The sequence below is a fragment of the Streptomyces sp. NPDC057302 genome, from assembly GCF_042667685.1.
Classification (GTDB): domain Bacteria; phylum Actinomycetota; class Actinomycetes; order Streptomycetales; family Streptomycetaceae; genus Streptomyces.
Genome location: NZ_JBHUZJ010000058.1, coordinates 24,939 through 41,541, shown reverse-complemented (window position 1 = coordinate 41,541; position 16,603 = coordinate 24,939). Strand labels below are relative to the sequence as shown.

Genomic DNA, 16,603 nt, shown 5'->3' with positions numbered 1-16,603 from the left:
TTCATGATTCAGGGGCCTGGGTCCGAGGGAAGCGGGGGTCCGAGGAAGAGCGTGGGCTGCCCCGTGCAGCGCGCGATGGTCTCGAAGTCGCGGTCACGGTGGAGCAGCGTGCGCTCGGTCAGTTCGGCGGTCGCGGCGATGAGCAGATCTACGACCCCCGGTGCGCGGTGCTCGCCGCGATTGGTCAGCGCGTGCTGGACCTCACGTGCGCGTGAGTAGACGCTGTCGGGGACGGGGACCCACGCGTAGGCGAGGTTCAGGGAGCGCAGAATGATGGCTCGGTCGGCTGCTGAGCGGGCGGTGTAGAGGAACTCCAGCTCGGTCACGTCGCAGATACCGACCAGTCCGGCGTCGATCGTCTGGTTCATGCCGTGGCGGTCGTCCAGGTCGGGCAGCAGGAGCGTGAGGGCCGAGCTGTCGGCCAGGAAGTTCACGGTCATGCGGCGGTCGTCTGGTCCTTGTCGGTGGGCTTGTGCAGGTCCTCGTAGGAGTCGTAGCCGTGCTTTTCGTTGAGGGCGTCGAGGTCGATCGCGCCGGAGGCGACGAGCTGGGCCAGTTCACGACGGGCCTGGGCGCGCACGGAGCGCTGCCTTATGTCGGCGAGTGCCTGGTTCACGGTGTCCTTCTTGGTCGCCGTGCCCAGGATCTTCTGGGCCTCGGCGAGCGCTTCGTCATCGATGTCGATGAGCATCTTCGTCATGACCACTCCCACTCCCTCACGTATATACAAAATCCTAGCACGTATATACGTCGGTTGCGGGGGCTGCCGAGGTGCCCTTTCCCTTCATGGCGTGCACCCGCGGGCCTTCCAGGCGAGCCGGTGTCTTCACCTATTAATTAGCGTGGTTGCTCTGGGTGGGTGGCTGAGCGAGCCTCCATCCCGCGCGAGCCCGCGCGGCTCCGGTGGGGGCTGGCTTTCGTCGGCTGACCTACGTACGGGCCCAGATTCAGCAATCCCCTTCCCGACCAAACCGACAACGCGCGGCCAAAAGACAGCAGTAACGGGGGGGGCGGAGATGGGCGCGAGTGGCCAGTCATGGGCAAATGCAGAAAAATCCCACCCTCTCGCGGCGAACCCCCAGCCCACTCCCCGTGCAGGTGGGTTTTTCTTGCAATCGACTCATCGACCTCGGGTGACGGCCGCAACCCTCCGTCGCCCCCGCCGTTGCTGCGTCTTTGGCTGTTGGTCGTCGGGCCTCGCGGCGGCCAGGCGTGCCGGTCTCGGGTCCTGCGCCGCCGCCGAGGCGTGGAACCCCTGATGAGGTCACACGGGGGTGGATGCGTCGATTTCCGCCCAGACTGTTTTACAGGGATCCGGGCCCAGTTTCGTGCCCCAGCGGTCGGACAAGGCGGCTACCAGGAGCAGGCCTCGGCCGGACTCGGCGTAGGTGGGCGGAAGTTGGCCGCACGCCGGTGGGGTGCTGTCCGCCCTCGCGTCCGTCACTTCGATACGGAGCGTGGCCGCCTCGGTGATCCTCAGCGCCAGGCGGAAGCTTCTGCCGGGCACGTGACCGTGCAGCGCGGCGTTGCTCGCCAGCTCGGCGACGATCTGTTCCGCCGCCTCGAACGGCAGTTCCCAGGAGCGGAGTTGCTCACCCGCGAGGAGCCGTGCCAGGCGGGCGCCCCTGCGGGTGGCGGACAGCAGGACCGTGAACTGGCGTACGGGGATCGAGGTCCGGATGGTTTCTTGATTCACGTCACTCAGCGTGGCCGTGCGTGCGTACCGTGAACAGCGGCGCGGGCGGTGCGTACCGCGTTTGTCCCGCGCTTGTCCTGGCTTGTCCCGGCTGTCCCGGGTGACGTACGGGTACGAGTGCGCGTTGGGCTTGGACGGTACGTCGGAGGTGGCGCGATGGACGTGGTACGTGGCGGCGATGAACGTAACGGCGGGGCGGACGAGCCTGGTTGGGACGTCGACCCCGAGGACGAGATCAGCGCGGTGGTCGAGGTGGTCGGCCACCAGCTCAAGCTGCGGAGGGAGGCGGCGGGCCTTCGGGTGGCCGAGTTCGGAGAGGCCATCGGGTACGGGGAGGACCTGATCCGGAAGATCGAACGCGGGGCGCGGATTCCTCGTCCCGAGTATCTGGACAAGGTGGACGAGGTCCTTGGCGCGGGCGGGCTCGTCTCCGCGATGAAGAAGGAGATGCGGGAGGCCCGGTACCCGAAGAAGGTGCGGGAGCTGGCGAAGTTGGAGGAGCGGGCGGTTGAGGTCGCGGTGTATGCCAGTCATGGCGTGCACGGCCTTCTGCAAAACGAGGAGCATGCGCGGGTCGTGTTCAGGGCGAGACAGCCCGCGTACTCGCAGGACGAGGTCGAACGGTACGTGGCCGCGCGGATGGCCCGGCGGTCCATCTTCGACCGGGAGCCTGTTCCCACCCTCAGCTTCGTGCAGGAAGAGGCTGCGCTGCGACGGCCCATCGGAGGCACAATGGTGTGGCGTCGGCAGCTCGAACACCTATCGGAGGTCGGGCAGTTGCCGCATGTCACGCTGCAGGTGATGCCAATCGACTGTGAGGCTCATCCTGGTCTGGACGGCGATATCGAGGTGCTGAAGTTCGGGGATGGAACGGCGGTTGGACGCTCCGAAGGCGCATTCAACGGCCGCCCGGTCTCTGATCCCAAGCAGCTCCGCATCCTTGAGCTGCGGTTTGGCATCATCCGGGCCGAAGCTCTCACGCCACGGGCGTCGCAGGCCTTCATCGAGCGAGTGCTGGGAGAAACATGATCGGCAAGGCCTCTGCCGGGGACGCCTCGGGACTGGAGTGGTTCAAGAGCAGTTACAGCAGTGGCAACGAGGGAGACTCGTGCGTCGAGGTCGCCCTGGAGTGGCACAAGAGCAGCTACAGCAGCAGCGGCGATGGCAACGACTGCGTAGAGGTAGCCACCACCCCCGCCACCATCCACCTCCGCGACTCCAAGATCCCCCAAGGCCCCCAGCTGGCCTTCGCCCCCGCCGCATGGATCGGCTTCGTCGCGTACGCCGCAGCCCAGCGCTGACCCGGGGCCAGCCGGAGACGTACGACCAAGGGACCAGAAGGCCACCGACCTCGGACAGGGGTCACCGGTAGCCATGCCCCTTACGCTTGCCGAATGAGCGCCCTGGAACCGCGCGACGCCGAGGTCGCCGCCGCCCCGATAGTCCCGCCCTCCGAGCTGGAGGGCGGGATCCTGCGTGCCCCCTACCGCGCGCTCAGTCTCGGCATCGTCTCCGTGGTGCTGCTCATCGCCTTCGAGGCGACCGCCGTCGGCACCGCGATGCCGGTGGCCGCCCGGGAGCTGGACGGGGTCTCCCTCTACGCCTTCGCCTTCTCCGCGTACTTCACCACCAGCCTCTTCGGCATGGTGCTCTCGGGGCAGTGGGCCGACCGGCGCGGGCCCCTTGGACCGCTCGCCACCGGGATCGGCGGCTTTGCGGCGGGGCTGCTGCTCTCCGGGACCGCCGGGTCGATGTGGATGTTCATCCTGGGCCGCGCGGTGCAGGGGCTCGGCGGCGGGCTCGTCATCGTCGCGCTGTACGTCGTCGTCAGCCGCGCCTACCCGGAGCACCTGCGGCCGTCCATCCTTGCCGCGTTCGCGGCCAGCTGGGTCGTGCCGTCCGTGGTGGGGCCGCTGGTCGCGGGGACGGTCACCGAGCACCTGGGGTGGCGGTGGGTCTTCGTCGGGATCCCGGTGCTCGTCGCGGCGCCGCTCGCGCTCGCCCTGCCGCAGATCCGGCGCAGGGCCGCCGGGCCCGTCTCCGACGCGCCCGCCGGCCCTTCGACCGACGCCGCATCCGGCTCGCGCTGGGGATCTCGCTGGGGGCCGGGCTCCTTCAGTACGCGGGTCAGGACCTGCGCTGGCTCTCGCTGCTCCCGGCGGCCGTCGGCGCCGCCGTGCTCGTGCCCGCCGTCCTCGGGCTGCTGCCGCGCGGCACGTACCGGGCCGCCCGCGGGCTGCCCTCCGTCGTGCTGCTCCGGGGCATCGCCGCCGGATCCTTCATCGCCGCCGAGTCCTTCGTGCCGCTGATGCTGGTCACCCAGCGCGGGCTCTCGCCGACCCTGGCGGGGCTCTCGCTGGCCGTGGGCGGGGCGACCTGGGCGTTCGGATCGTTCGTACAGTCGCGCCCGGCCATGGAGCCGCACCGGGCCCGGCTCATGGTCGTCGGGATGATCCTGGTCGCCGCCGCCATCGCCACCGCGCCCACGGTCCTGATCGACGCCGTCCCGGTGTGGATCGTCGCGGTGGCCTGGGCCTTCGGCTGCCTCGGGATGGGCACGGTCATCGGGTCCACCAGCGTGCTGCTGCTGCGGCTCTCGCCCCCGAAGGACGCGGGCGCGAACTCCGCCGCCCTCCAGATCTCCGACGGCCTCTCCAACGCCCTGCTCCTGGCGGCCGGCGGCGCCGCGTTCGCCGCGCTGGGCGGCGGCATGGTGGGCGCCACGCACGGTGCGGGCGAGGCTAGTGGGTCCCATCCGGTGGCCTTCGTCGCCGTGTTCCTGCCGATGGCGGCGGTCGCCCTGGTCGGGGCGTGGGTGGCGACGCGGCTGAAGGAACGCACGCCCTGAGCGAGTCGTGTGACACCCGTCGCACCCGCCCCTGCCCCCGCATCGTCATCAGCCGCGCGTCAACACAACACCGGTAGGGTGGCCCGGTTGTCGTACGTACCCGAGCTGCCAAAAACCGGAGACCGTGACTACCACCGCCGCCAACTCCGCCTCCTCCCACCACCTCTCTCCCGCCTTCCCCGGCCGCGCCCCCTGGGGCACCGCCAACAAGCTGCGCGCCTGGCAGCAGGGGGCGATGGAGCGGTACCTCCAGGAGCAGCCGCGTGACTTCCTCGCCGTCGCGACACCCGGCGCAGGCAAGACGACGTTCGCGCTGACGCTCGCCTCCTGGCTGCTGCACCACCATGTCGTGCAGCAGGTGACGGTGGTCGCGCCGACCGAGCACCTGAAGAAGCAGTGGGCGGAGGCCGCGGCGAAGATAGGGATCAAGCTGGACCCGGAGTACAGCGCGGGACCGCTCAGCAAGGAGTACCAGGGCGTCGCCATCACGTACGCCGGTGTCGGCGTGCGGCCCATGCTGCACCGGAATCGGGTCGAGCAGCGCAAGACCCTCGTCATCCTCGACGAGATCCACCACGCCGGTGACTCGAAGTCCTGGGGCGAGGCCTGCCTGGAAGCCTTCGAGCCCGCGACCCGGCGGCTCGCGCTCACCGGTACGCCGTTCAGGTCCGACACCAATCCGATCCCCTTCGTCGCGTACGAGGAGGGGAACGACGGCATCCGGCGGTCCGCCGCCGATTACACGTACGGATACGGGAGCGCGCTCGGTGACGGCGTCGTCCGGCCCGTCATCTTCCTCTCCTACTCCGGCAACATGCGCTGGCGCACGAAGGCCGGTGACGAGATCGCCGCGCGGCTCGGCGAGCCGATGACCAAGGACGCCATCTCGCAGGCCTGGCGCACCGCCCTGGACGCGCGCGGCGAGTGGATGCCGAACGTCCTCAAGGCCGCGGACAAGCGCCTCACCGAGGTCAGGAAGGCCATCCCGGACGCGGGCGGGCTCGTGATCGCCTCGGACCAGGACTCCGCCCGCTCGTACGCCAAGCTGATCCGCGAGCTCACCGGGGAGAAGGCCACCGTCGTCCTCTCCGACGACACGGGTGCCTCGAAGCGGATCGACGACTTCACCGCGAGCAACGACCGGTGGATGGTCGCGGTCCGCATGGTGTCCGAGGGCGTCGACGTGCCGCGCCTCGCGGTGGGCGTGTACGCGACCACGATCTCCACGCCGCTCTTCTTCGCGCAGGCCGTGGGCCGTTTCGTACGGTCCCGGCGGCGCGGCGAGACCGCGTCCGTCTTCCTGCCCACGGTCCCCGACCTCCTCGGCCACGCCAACGAGATGGAGGTCGAGCGCGACCACGTGCTCGACAAGCCGAAGAAGGAGGGGGAGGAGGACCCCTACGCCGAGTCCGAGAAGGAGATGGACGAGGCGAACAAGGAGGAGGACGAGGACACCGGCGAGCAGGAGCAGTTCTCCTTCGAGGCGCTGGAGTCCGACGCCGTCTTCGACCGGGTTCTTTTCGACGGCGCCGAATTCGGGATGCAGGCGCACCCCGGCAGCGAGGAGGAGCAGGACTATCTCGGCATCCCGGGGCTCCTCGAACCCGATCAGGTGCAGATGCTGCTCCAGAAGCGCCAGGCCCGGCAGATCGCGCACAGCAAGAAGCGGCCCGACGAGGAGGCCGACCTTCTCGAACTGCCCGCCGAGCGGCGACCCGTGGTCTCCCACAAGGAGATGCTCGAACTGCGCAAGCAGCTCAACACGATGGTCGGCGCGTACTCCCACCAGAGCGGGAAGCCGCACGGCGTGATCCACACCGAGCTGCGGCGCACCTGCGGCGGCCCGCCCAGCGCGGAGGCCACCGGTGGGCAGCTGCGGCAGCGGATCGCGAAGGTCGGGGAGTGGGCCACCCGCATGAAGTAGGGGCGCCCACCCCGACGCACCCCTGCCCCACCCCGACGCACCCCTGCCCCGGCCGGGGGAGGGGTGGGTTCCATTGGTGCGCTCCGTGTGCGGGAGTCGTGCACGCGTCCGACCTGCGTGCCCCGCGTATGGGGCATTGCGCCCCTAACAACCGCTCTCGTGCCCGGATTCTGGACGGAGTCTTCCGCTGAGCGGGACGGCCTCGCTAATGTCCCCGCAACGTACACGCCCCGTGGCAGCGCCGCCGCGGAGCGCAGCCGGAGTTCCGACCGGCGGCCTCTGACGCGCGTCGCCCACGGGACCGGCGACGCAACCGCCGCGTCAACGGGCCGTCGACTCTCACCTAAGGAGTGGGCGTCGTGACCGCGGAGACTTCCCAGACGCTCGACCGAGGACTGCGTGTCCTCAAGTTGTTGGCCGACACCGATCACGGGCTCACCGTCACCGAGCTGTCGAACAAGCTCGGTGTGAACCGCACCGTCGTGTACCGCCTCCTCGCCACCCTTGAGCAGCATGCCCTGGTCCGCCGTGACCTGGGCGGCCGGGCCAGGGTCGGCCTCGGGGTGCTCCGCCTGGGCCGCCAGGTGCATCCGCTGGTGCGTGAGGCCGCGCTGCCGGCGCTGCGCTCCCTGGCCGAGGACATAGGGGCCACGGCACACCTGACGCTGGTCGACGGCACCGAGGCCCTCGCCGTGGCCGTCGTGGAGCCGACGTGGACGGATTACCACGTGGCCTACCGCACCGGCTTCCGGCACCCCCTGGACCGGGGCGCCGCGGGCCGCGCCATCCTCGCCGCCCGGCAGGGCCTCGCCACCGACCCCGGCTACGCGCTGACGCACGGCGAGCTGGAGGCGGGGGCGAGCGGGGCCGCGGCGCCGCTGGTGGGTGTGACGGGGATAGAGGGCAGCGTCGGGGTCGTCATGCTGTCGGACTCGGTGCCGGAACGGGTGGGGCCGCGGGTGGTGGACGCGGCCAGAGAAGTCGCCGATGCGTTGCGCTGAGGCCGCGCTGGGCGAACCGCCTCTCCAGGGCGCCGCCAGTCACCGGCTTCGCCGAGTTCGTCCTCAATCGCCGGACGGGCTGGTCCGTTCCCCCGCACGTTAGATTGATCCCGTGTTCTCCCTCTCTCGCCTCACGCGCCCCAAGGCCCTCGCCGTCTGTGCTGCCCCCGTGGTCGCCCTGCTCGCCGTCGCGGTGCTCGCGCCGCTGCCGTTCGCCGTGGCCCAGCCGGGGTCGACGGCGAACGTACTCGGCGAGAGCAAGGGCAAGCGGGTCATCACGATCACCGGTGCGCCGACCCGCGAGACGAGCGGGCAGCTGCGGATGACGACGATCGTGGCCACGGGGCCCGACATGGACGTGAGCCTGGGCGACGTGGTGGACGGCTGGTTCCGTACGGACCGTGCCGTGATGCCCAAGGACTCGGTGTACCCCACGGGCGACAACGTGAAGGAAGTCGAGAAGCACAACCTCGGCGACATGAAGAAGTCGCAGGACACGGCCACGCGCTCAGCGCTCTCCTACCTGGAGGCGAACGGCGTGGACGGCACGGACAAGGTGAAGGTCAAGGTCGACCTCGGCAAGATCGGCGGCCCCAGCGCGGGCCTCTTCCTCTCCCTGGGCATCATCGACCTCCTCGACGGCAACGGCAGCGGTGGTGACCTGACGGGCGGCCGGAACATCGCGGGCACCGGCACGATCTCCGACGAGGGCAAGGTCGGCCCGGTCGGCGGCGTCTCGATGAAGACACAGGCCGCGAAGCGGGACGGCGCGAGCGTCTTCCTGGTCCCGAAGGCGGAGTGCTCGGACGCTCAGGCGGAGCTGCCGAAGGGGCTGCGGCTGATCCCGGTCACGACACTGAAGGGCACGGTCGACGCGTTGCGTTCCCTTGAGCGGGGCGGGAAGGTTCCGAGCTGCTGACCATGCGGAGGCCGAACTCGACCAGGGCCCAGCCCAGTTGAGTACGCAGCTGGGGGCGGCGCCTTCGTGAGGGGGCCGCGCGGTGGAGTTCGGCGGCGCGGGTGTGGTGGAGCAGCAGGTGTATGTCGGCGTGCATGGCTGAGACCTCTCACTCGGTGGAGTGCGTCGGGAAGACGTGGGTGTGCAGGCGAACCCTGGCGGAGCCCGGGGTGTCCTGGTCGACCGCCAACGGGCGGTAGCTCTCGATGAGTTCGTTGATCTTGCCGCCCAGTTCGGCGGTGAGCGCGGGCGTCAGGCGCAGGGTGTAGTCGCTGAGGTCGGAGCTCTCCGTCCACTCCTTGGACCAGTCGTGCTGCGTGCCGATCCAGGTGGAGACTTCCGAGGCGTGGACGGTCGCCACCTCATGGAGATAGACGGCGATCGCGCCGCGCAGCGCCGGGTCCGGGTCGGCCATGAGCGACTCGTCGAGGCGCGTGCCCTGGTGCGTCGACCGCCACCAGCGCTCGCGTCCCTTGCCCCGCTCCGGCGCGTCCTCGACGAAGCCGTGCGCGGCGAGCTGGCGCAGGTGGTAACTCGTGGCGCCGCTGGACTCGCCAAGGCGGTCCGCCAGTTGGGAGGCGGTGGCCGGGCCCTCCTTCCGCAGGGAGGTGAGCAGCTGGATGCGCAGGGGATGGGCCAGGCCCCGCAGGGAGCGCGGGGTGAGGGTGTGGATGTTGCGGCTCTCGGGATCTGTCGTGCCGTCCGTCATGTCTGTGAGCGTAGACATGCAAAGACTCCGTTGCAACCCCTTCTTTGCAACGGAGTCTTTGTAACTTTGGGGGCCCGGGGGGGGGAGAGAGCTACCCCTCCTTGACGAACCCCTCCTGCACCAGCCAGTCCAGCGCCACCTCATGCGGATCCTGACCCTCCACGTCCACCTTGGAGTTCAGTTCCTGCGCCACCGTGTTGTTCAGCTTCTTGGTGATGGGGTCCAGGACCTCCGCCATCTTCGGGTGGTCCTTCAGCGCCTTGCTGTTGATCTCGGGGGCCGCGTTGTAATTGGGGAAGAAGTGCTTGTCGTCCTCCATCACCGACAGCTTCATCGCCTTGATGCGGCCGTCCGTGGTGAAGACCTCGCCGAACACGCACGACCCCTTGGAGACCTGGGTGTAGATGATCCCGGTGTCCATCTTGGTGATGTTGGAGTTGGGGATCTTCATCCCGTACTCCTTCTGCATGCCCGGCAGTCCGTCGTCGCGCGAGGAGAACTCGCTCTCCACGCAGAGCGTGACCGCGCCCGGGTCCTTCTTCGACAGGGCCGCCACGTCCGAGAGGGTCTTCGGCTTGTACTTGGCCTCGTTCTTCTGGTTGATGGCCAGCGCGTACGTGTTGTTGAGCTCGGCCGGCGGCAGCCAGGTGACGCCGTTCTTCTTGTCCGCGTCCCGCACCGCGGCCCACTGCTTCTGCGGGTCGTCGATCGGCTCGGAGTTGCCCAGGTACGTGATCCAGGCGGTGCCCGTGTACTCGTACATGGCGTCCGCGTCGCCGCCCTTGACCGCCTCGCGGGCGCCGATCGAGCCCTGGATGCCCGTCCGGTCCAGGACGTCCGCCCCGGCCGCCTCGAAGGCGATGCCCATGATCGCGCCGAGGATCAGCTGCTCGGTGAACTCCTTCGACGTGACCGTGAGGTCGACGCCCTTCAGGGGCAGGCCCTTGCCGATCGTGCCCGGCTCGACGTCGTCCACCATCGGGCTGCCGCTGGTGAGGCCGCAGCTCACGAGCAGGGCCCCGCCCACGGCGCCGACGGCCGCCGTACGCCACGTCATCCTCGTCCGAGTCCTCGTCCGCATCCTCGTCCTCAGCCTCATGAACCGGCCTCCAAGCCGCGCGGACGCAGGAGCAGTTCGGCCAGCGAGGCCAGCCAGTCCACCAGCAGCGCGAGCGCGATCGTCAGGATCGAACCGAGCATGAGCACCGGCATCCGCTGATTGGTGATCCCGGTGGTGATGAGGTCGCCGAGCCCGCCGCCACCGCCGAACGTGGCCAGCGTCGCCGTGCCGACGTTCAGGACGAGCGCGGTCCGCACACCCGCGAGGATCAGCGGTACGGCCAGCGGCAGTTCGACCTTGCCGAGCACCCCCCACGTCGACATGCCGATGCCGCGCGCCGCCTCCAGGAGGGTCGGGTCGTTGGCGTTCAGGCCCGCGATCGTGTTCGAGAGGACCGGCAGGACGGCATAGATGATGATGCCGATCAGGGCGGCCTTCTCGCCGATGCCGATCCAGATCACCAGGAGGGCGAGCAGGCCGATCGCCGGTGTCGCCTGGCCGATGTTGGCCAGCGCCATCGCCGGGGGCGCGCCCTTGCGGAGCTTCTTGCGGGTCAGCAGGATGCCCAGCGGGATCGCGATGATCAGCACGAAGAACGTGGAGATCACCGTCAGCTGGATGTGCTCGCGGAGCCGGAGCCACACATTGCCGTCCGCCAGCGCGTTCTGCGAGATCGAGTCCAGGTCGGCCTGCTCGAACCACCACCAGGTGAGCAGCAGGATCAGCGCCAGGAACGCGGGCAGGACGGTGAGCTTCTGCCAGCCGATCCGCCGCGCCGGGCGCGTGGCCGCCGCCGGGGGCGGGGGCTCCTGCTCGGCCTGGCCCGTGTCACGGAAGTGATGGCCCTTGACCTCGTGCTCGCCGTCGGGCCGGGGGCCGGGCCCGTCGCCGGGCGACGGCTTGCGTTCGGGGATCCGGGGGGTGCTCCCGGGGCTGCCGCTCACGCCTTCGCCGCCCCTCCGTCGCCCTCCTGCTCGTGGTGGGTCACCAGGGCGCGCTTTTCCTGCAGTTCGTGCTGGTGCTCCACCGCGTCGAGCCGGTCGGCCTCCAGCATCTCGTGGACGGAGTTCATCAGGGTCTCCATGTCCACCACCCCGGTGAACTCACCGCGCCGCCCGGTGACCGCGACCCGCCCCGCGTTGTCCGTGAGGACCGCTTCGAGCGCGTCGCGCAGGGTGGCGTCGCGGGTGACCGTGTCGTGCACGAGGGTGCCCGCGCGGGCCAGCGAACCCTTGGCGCGCATCAGGTCACCGCGCCGCAGCCACTTGTAGGGCCGGCCGCGCTTGTCCAGGAGCAGCAGTTCGTTCGTACCGCTGGAGCGCAGCTTGTCGAAGATGTCCTGGAGCGGGTCGTCGACCGTGACCGTCGCGAAGTCGGCGATCTCCACATCGCGTACGCGGGTGAGGTTGAGCCGCTTCAGGGCCGCGCCCGCGCCCACGAAACCGGAGACGAAGTCGTCGGCGGGGTTGGTGAGGATGGCCTCGGGGGTGTCGAACTGCGCGATGTGCGAGCGCTCCCGCAGGACCGCGATGCGGTCGCCCAGCTTGATGGCCTCGTCGAAGTCGTGCGTGACGAAGACGATCGTCTTGTGCAGCTCGTGCTGGAGCCGGATCAGCTCGTCCTGGAGGTGGTCGCGGGTGATCGGGTCGACCGCGCCGAACGGCTCGTCCATCAGCAGGACGGGCGGGTCGGCCGCCAACGCCCGTGCCACGCCGACGCGTTGCTGCTGGCCGCCGGAGAGCTGGCGCGGATAGCGGCCGTGGAACTCGGCCGGGTCGAGCCCGACGAGGTCGAGCATCTCCTCGACCCGGTTCTTGGTCTTCGCCTTCCCCCAGCCGATCATCTTCGGCACGAGGGCGATGTTCTGCGCGACCGTCATGTGCGGGAAGAGCCCGGACGACTGGATCGCGTAACCGATCTTCCGGCGCAGCTTCACCGGGTCCATGTCGGTGACGTCCTCGCCGCCGATGCGGATACGGCCGCTGGTCGGCTCGATGAGCCGGTTGATCATCTTCAGGGTGGTCGACTTACCGCAGCCCGAAGGGCCGACGAGGATGACGATCTCGCCCGCCTTGATCTCCATGTTGACGCTGTCCACCGCGGGGTCGCCGCTGCCCGCGTACCGCTTGGTGAGGTTCTCCAGCTCGATCGTCGCGCCCGTGGTGGCGTTCGGGGCCGCCGCGCCCTCGGCCGTCGCCCCGTCGGTGGAAGTCGCGGTGGTCTCAGACACGGATACCCCTCGAAATGGTCAGGCGGCCGATCAGTACGTACGCGGCGTCGAAGAGCAGCGCCAGGATGATGATCCCGAGCGTGCCCGCGAGCACCTGGTTGAGCGCGTTCTTGCTGCCGAGCGAGCCGATGCCGCGGAAGATCTCGTTGCCGAGGCCGGGGCCCGACGCGTACGCCGCGATGGCCGCGATGCCCATCAGCATCTGCGTGGAGACGCGGATGCCGGTCAGGATCGGCGGCCAGGCGATCGGCAGCTCCACCTTGAGGAGCCGGGCGGCGCGGGACATCCCGATGCCCTTCGCCGCGTCGACCAGCGAGGGGTCCACGCCGCGCAGGCCGACGATGGCGTTGCGCACGATGGGGAGCAGGCCGTAGAGGGTCAGCGCGATGACCGTCGGCGCGACACCGAGGCCGACGACGGGGATCAGCAGACCGATCATGGCGAGCGAGGGAATGGTCAGGATGGTGGAGGTCGCGGTCGTGGCCAGATTGCCCGCCCATTCGCTGCGGTACGTGACGACGCCGATCAGTACTCCGATGACGGTCGCCACGACCATGCACTGGAAGACCGCACTGGCGTGCTGGTACGCGTCCGTCAGCAACTGCTGGTGGCGGTTGCCGAGGTAGTCCCAGAAGTTCACTGAACTGCTCACCTCGCCCAGGCGCGGTTCAGACGGCGCCGGGAGTCTCCCGGCGCCCGCGTGCTGCGTACGTCGTAGGCCTGTTCGCCTTCCTACCTACCCGCATCAGGTGTCTTCTGACGCCTGTTCGACCAGCGGGATGATCCGCAGCGGAACAGGGTTCTCCATGACGATCGCCGTGGAGGCCCGGACGATGCCATCAAAACCCACGACCCGGTCGATCACCCGCTGGAGATCGGCGTTCGAACGGGCGACGAGACGGCAGAGCATGTCGCCGTGGCCGGTGATGGTGTGCAGTTCGAGCACCTCGGCGACGGTCGCCAAATGCGCCCGTACGTCGGCTCCCTGGCCCTGTTTGATCTCCAGCGTGGCGAAGGCGGTGACGGGGTAGCCGAGGGCGGCCGGGTCGACCTCCGGGCCGAAGCCGCGGATGACTCCGTTCGACTGAAGGCGGTCCATCCGGGCCTGCACGGTGCCGCGCGCCACACCGAGGCGGCGGGACGCCTCCAGGACGCCGATGCGGGGCTCGCGGGCGAGCAGCACGATGAGCCTGCCGTCCAGATGATCGATCGTCATGGTGCGCTCTTCTCCGCTCCTGAGGTGGTCATCATGTACAGATAGCCTGCCTCGCCCGGTCTTCTGCTGTGCAGATTGCCCACTGAATACGCAAACTATTGCGCACCTTGCGATACGGCGGGAGCCTGCGGACATGGCGACTACCGCGAACACCCAGCCCACCCCCACCACTCCCCACACCGCTCGCGAGGCCGATCCCTTCCCGGTCAAGGGAATGGACGCGGTCGTCTTCGCCGTGGGCAACGCCAAGCAGGCGGCCCACTACTACTCCACGGCCTTCGGCATGAAACTCGTGGCGTACGCGGGACCGGAGACGGGCAGCCGCGAGACCGCTTCGTACGTCCTGACGAACGGCGCCGCCCGCTTCGTCCTCACCTCCGTCATCAAGGCGTCGACGGACTGGGGCCACTTCATCGAGGGCCACGTCGCCGAGCACGGTGACGGCGTCGTCGACCTCGCCATCGAGGTGCCGGACGCGCGCGCCGCGTACGCGTACGCCGTCGAGCACGGGGCCCGCGGCATCACCGAGCCCTACGAGGTCAAGGACGAGAACGGCACGGTCGTCCTCGCCGCCATCGCGACGTACGGCAAGACCCGCCACACCCTCGTCGACCGCACCGGCTACGACGGCCCCTACCTGCCGGGCTTCAAGGCCGCGTCCCCGATCGTCGAGCCGCCCGCCAAGCGCACCTTCCAGGCGATCGACCACTGCGTGGGCAACGTCGAGCTCGGCAAGATGAACGAGTGGGTCGCCTTCTACAACAAGGTCATGGGCTTCACGAACATGAAGGAGTTCGTGGGCGACGACATCGCGACCGAGTACAGCGCGCTGATGTCGAAGGTGGTCGCGGACGGCACCCTCAAGGTGAAGTTCCCCATCAACGAGCCGGCCATCGCCAAGAAGAAGTCGCAGATCGACGAGTACCTGGAGTTCTACGGCGGCGCGGGCGTCCAGCACATCGCGCTCGCCACGAACGACATCGTGGAGTCCGTACGCACGATGCGCGCTGCGGGCGTGCAGTTCCTGGACACCCCGGACTCGTACTACGACACGCTGGGCGAGTGGGCGGGCGAGACGCGCGTCCCCGTCGACACCCTGCGCGAGCTGAAGATCCTGGTCGACCGCGACGAGGACGGCTACCTGCTGCAGATCTTCACCAAGCCGGTCCAGGACCGCCCGACGGTCTTCTTCGAGATGATCGAGCGGCACGGCTCGATGGGCTTCGGCAAGGGCAACTTCAAGGCCCTGTTCGAGGCGATCGAGCGGGAGCAGGAGAAGCGCGGCAACCTGTAGGGCGCGACGGGCCGCTGGGGGCGGGTCAGCTACCGGCGGCCGGCTTCGGCCCGGGGGCGGAGGTTGTTACGGGGATGCCCGGGGGCCCCGCCTGGGGAGGCGGGGCCGGGGCGTACATCTGCTCCGGGCCGCCCTCCGGGGGGTCGCCCAGGGAATCCATCGCCTTGCGGGCCGCGGGGGCCAGCAGCGGGGAGAAGTAGGGGTTGACGCGCAGTGCCTCGCCGATGTGGCGGCGTGCTGCTCCGTACTGTTCGAGCTCCCGCTCGATCTCGCCCCGGTGGTAGACGAAGGCCGCGCTCCGGGGGCCCTTCTCCGTCGCCCGCGTCGCGAATTTCAGGGCCTCCTCGTCGTCACCGGACCGGTGCAGCGCCCAGCCCAGCGCATCCGCCGTCTCCGGACTCCCGTGGCGCTTGAACTCCTTGCGCAGGCGGTCCACCGCCGCCTCCGCGTCCCCGTGGTCCGCCTCGAAGAGGCCGAGGATCCGCTCGTCGTTGACGCCGTTGACCCCCTCCTGCTTCACCCGGGCCCGCAGCACGTCGTACTGCGCCCGTGCGGCAGGGGCCAGCTTCAGGGACTCGTACAACTCGCCCAGCGCCAGCGCGTACTCCGGAGCGGGCTGCCTCACCAGCGCGTTCTGGTAGGCGCGCAGGGCCTCCGACGTACGGCCCAGAGCCGCGAGCGCACGGCCCTTCCCGGCCAGGGAAGGGTGGTGGTCGGAGTCCGAGACCAGCGCCGCCTCGTAGTAGCGCAGGGCCTCCGCCGGCTCACCCCGCTCCCACGCCAGCTCACCCACCCGGTACAGACACACCGCCTTCTCCGCGGAACCCTCCGCCAGCGCCGCCGCGTCCATCAGCTTCGACGCGGAGTCCTCGCGCCAGCCGCGGTCGCGGTAGACCTGACCCGACTGCGCCATCACGGCGGAAGCGCCCGCGTTCAGCTCCCGGAGCGTCTCCAGGGACTTCTCCACACCCTTGGCGTCGCCCAGACCGCTGTACGCGTCGATCAGCGCCGGATACGACGACCACCGCTTGGGCGCGAGGGCGACCGCGCTCGCGGCCCACTTCTTCGCCCCACGGAAATCGTGCCGCGCGTTGGCGAGCACCGCCATGCCCGTCAGCGCCTGCGCGTTCCCCTGCGGGCGCGTCTTCAGGGACGTACGCAGCGCCTCCTCCGCCCTGGGGTAGTACGCGGAGTCCGCCGTCCGCAGGCCACGCTCGACGTAGGCGGCCCCGAGCACGGCCCACGACTCGTCGTCCCCGGGATGCTTGCGCAGATGCGCCTCCCGCTGCCCGATCAGCACGGTGAGATCGGGCAGCGCCGCCGGAGCTCCGGCGCCCGCCGCCGCCATGGCCCGCCCCGCGGGCCCGAGCGCGGGCGGCGCCGCCTTCCCGCCCGCGCCCGGCCGCAGCACCAGTACGCCACCCAGCACCACACAACCGGCGACCGAGGCGACCAGCACCCGCCGCACGGCGGGGGAGCGGCGCGAGCCCCGCGGCGACTCGCTCCAGACGGCGGGCGCGGACGGCGGGCGCTGTTCCTTCTGGGGCGCGGACTCGGACCCGGTCTCGATCTCCATGACGCTCACTGTGCGTCAATATGAAGAGCACATCCCGGCACGCGGACCGGCGTCGCACACGGGTTCACACCGATGGCCCCGGGTGCGAGGC

16 protein-coding genes and 1 pseudogene are annotated in these 16,603 nt (G+C 69.7%); 7 read left to right on the top strand and 10 right to left on the bottom strand.

The features are described 5' to 3' along the window. Positions 1-8: 8 nt before the first annotated feature. The 3 genes from ACFUPX_RS31135 to ACFUPX_RS31125 all read right to left on the bottom strand — a co-directional run bounded on the left by ACFUPX_RS31135 (position 9) and on the right by ACFUPX_RS31125 (position 1,696). Positions 9-440: a PIN domain nuclease gene (locus tag ACFUPX_RS31135; protein WP_383330098.1), complete on the bottom strand. Its 432-nt coding sequence runs from the start codon at positions 438-440 to the stop codon at positions 9-11. Beyond that, positions 437-700, bottom strand: a complete 264-nt coding sequence (locus ACFUPX_RS31130; protein WP_383330095.1) for a type II toxin-antitoxin system VapB family antitoxin — start codon at positions 698-700, stop codon at positions 437-439. Before ACFUPX_RS31130 ends, ACFUPX_RS31135 begins: the two co-directional genes overlap by 4 nt. 564 nt (positions 701-1,264) lie before the next feature. Continuing rightward, entirely contained in the window at positions 1,265-1,696 is a 432-nt protein-coding gene (locus ACFUPX_RS31125) for an ATP-binding protein (protein WP_383330092.1), read from the bottom strand. Between the two features lie 156 nt (positions 1,697-1,852). Here ACFUPX_RS31125 and ACFUPX_RS31120 point away from each other — a divergent pair, with 156 nt between their 5' ends. From ACFUPX_RS31120 to ACFUPX_RS31095, 6 genes and pseudogenes are all read left to right on the top strand, one after another. Next, positions 1,853-2,725 carry a helix-turn-helix transcriptional regulator gene (locus tag ACFUPX_RS31120; protein ID WP_383330089.1) on the top strand — a complete coding sequence of 291 codons (873 nt, stop codon included), beginning with the start codon at positions 1,853-1,855 and terminating at the stop codon, positions 2,723-2,725. Then, on the top strand, positions 2,722-2,997 hold the full coding sequence (locus tag ACFUPX_RS31115) for a DUF397 domain-containing protein (RefSeq protein WP_383330086.1): 276 nt from the start codon (positions 2,722-2,724) through the stop codon (positions 2,995-2,997). Before ACFUPX_RS31120 ends, ACFUPX_RS31115 begins: the two co-directional genes overlap by 4 nt. 93 nt (positions 2,998-3,090) lie before the next feature. Next, positions 3,091-4,544: pseudogene (locus tag ACFUPX_RS31110) on the top strand (MFS transporter). Between the two features lie 124 nt (positions 4,545-4,668). After that, positions 4,669-6,468 (top strand): DEAD/DEAH box helicase, encoded by a 1,800-nt coding sequence (locus tag ACFUPX_RS31105; protein WP_383330083.1) that lies wholly within the window; start codon positions 4,669-4,671, stop codon positions 6,466-6,468. A gap of 359 nt (positions 6,469-6,827) precedes the next feature. Then, positions 6,828-7,469: an IclR family transcriptional regulator gene (locus tag ACFUPX_RS31100; RefSeq protein ID WP_190080202.1), complete on the top strand. Its 642-nt coding sequence runs from the start codon at positions 6,828-6,830 to the stop codon at positions 7,467-7,469. Positions 7,470-7,581: 112 nt separating this feature from the next. Further along, on the top strand, positions 7,582-8,388 hold the full coding sequence (locus ACFUPX_RS31095; protein ID WP_383330080.1) for a S16 family serine protease: 807 nt from the start codon (positions 7,582-7,584) through the stop codon (positions 8,386-8,388). 148 nt (positions 8,389-8,536) lie between these two features. Here ACFUPX_RS31095 and ACFUPX_RS31090 read toward each other — a convergent pair whose 3' ends face one another. The 6 genes from ACFUPX_RS31090 to ACFUPX_RS31065 form a co-directional block, all read right to left on the bottom strand. Continuing rightward, on the bottom strand, positions 8,537-9,154 hold the full coding sequence (locus ACFUPX_RS31090; RefSeq protein WP_383330077.1) for an ArsR/SmtB family transcription factor: 618 nt from the start codon (positions 9,152-9,154) through the stop codon (positions 8,537-8,539). 73 nt (positions 9,155-9,227) lie between these two features. Continuing rightward, positions 9,228-10,193: a glycine betaine ABC transporter substrate-binding protein gene (locus ACFUPX_RS31085; RefSeq protein WP_383330074.1), complete on the bottom strand. Its 966-nt coding sequence runs from the start codon at positions 10,191-10,193 to the stop codon at positions 9,228-9,230. Positions 10,194-10,231: 38 nt separating this feature from the next. Beyond that, on the bottom strand, positions 10,232-11,110 hold the full coding sequence (locus ACFUPX_RS31080) for an ABC transporter permease (protein WP_383330151.1): 879 nt from the start codon (positions 11,108-11,110) through the stop codon (positions 10,232-10,234). Positions 11,111-11,136: 26 nt separating this feature from the next. Next, positions 11,137-12,345, bottom strand: coding sequence for a betaine/proline/choline family ABC transporter ATP-binding protein (locus ACFUPX_RS31075; RefSeq protein WP_383330148.1), 1,209 nt, complete (start codon positions 12,343-12,345; stop codon positions 11,137-11,139). A gap of 73 nt (positions 12,346-12,418) precedes the next feature. After that, a complete protein-coding gene (locus ACFUPX_RS31070) occupies positions 12,419-13,066 on the bottom strand; it encodes an ABC transporter permease (RefSeq protein WP_383330145.1) in 648 nt (215 codons plus the stop codon). Between the two features lie 105 nt (positions 13,067-13,171). After that, the gene (locus ACFUPX_RS31065; protein ID WP_160505290.1) at positions 13,172-13,642 is read right to left on the bottom strand and encodes an Lrp/AsnC family transcriptional regulator; all 471 of its coding nucleotides are present in this window, start codon (positions 13,640-13,642) and stop codon (positions 13,172-13,174) included. A gap of 133 nt (positions 13,643-13,775) precedes the next feature. Here ACFUPX_RS31065 and hppD point away from each other — a divergent pair, with 133 nt between their 5' ends. Next, the gene (gene hppD, locus ACFUPX_RS31060; protein WP_383330070.1) at positions 13,776-14,936 is read left to right on the top strand and encodes a 4-hydroxyphenylpyruvate dioxygenase; all 1,161 of its coding nucleotides are present in this window, start codon (positions 13,776-13,778) and stop codon (positions 14,934-14,936) included. Between the two features lie 25 nt (positions 14,937-14,961). Here hppD and ACFUPX_RS31055 read toward each other — a convergent pair whose 3' ends face one another. Next, entirely contained in the window at positions 14,962-16,512 is a 1,551-nt protein-coding gene (locus ACFUPX_RS31055; RefSeq protein ID WP_383330067.1) for a tetratricopeptide repeat protein, read from the bottom strand. Between the last annotated feature and the right edge of the window lie 91 nt (positions 16,513-16,603).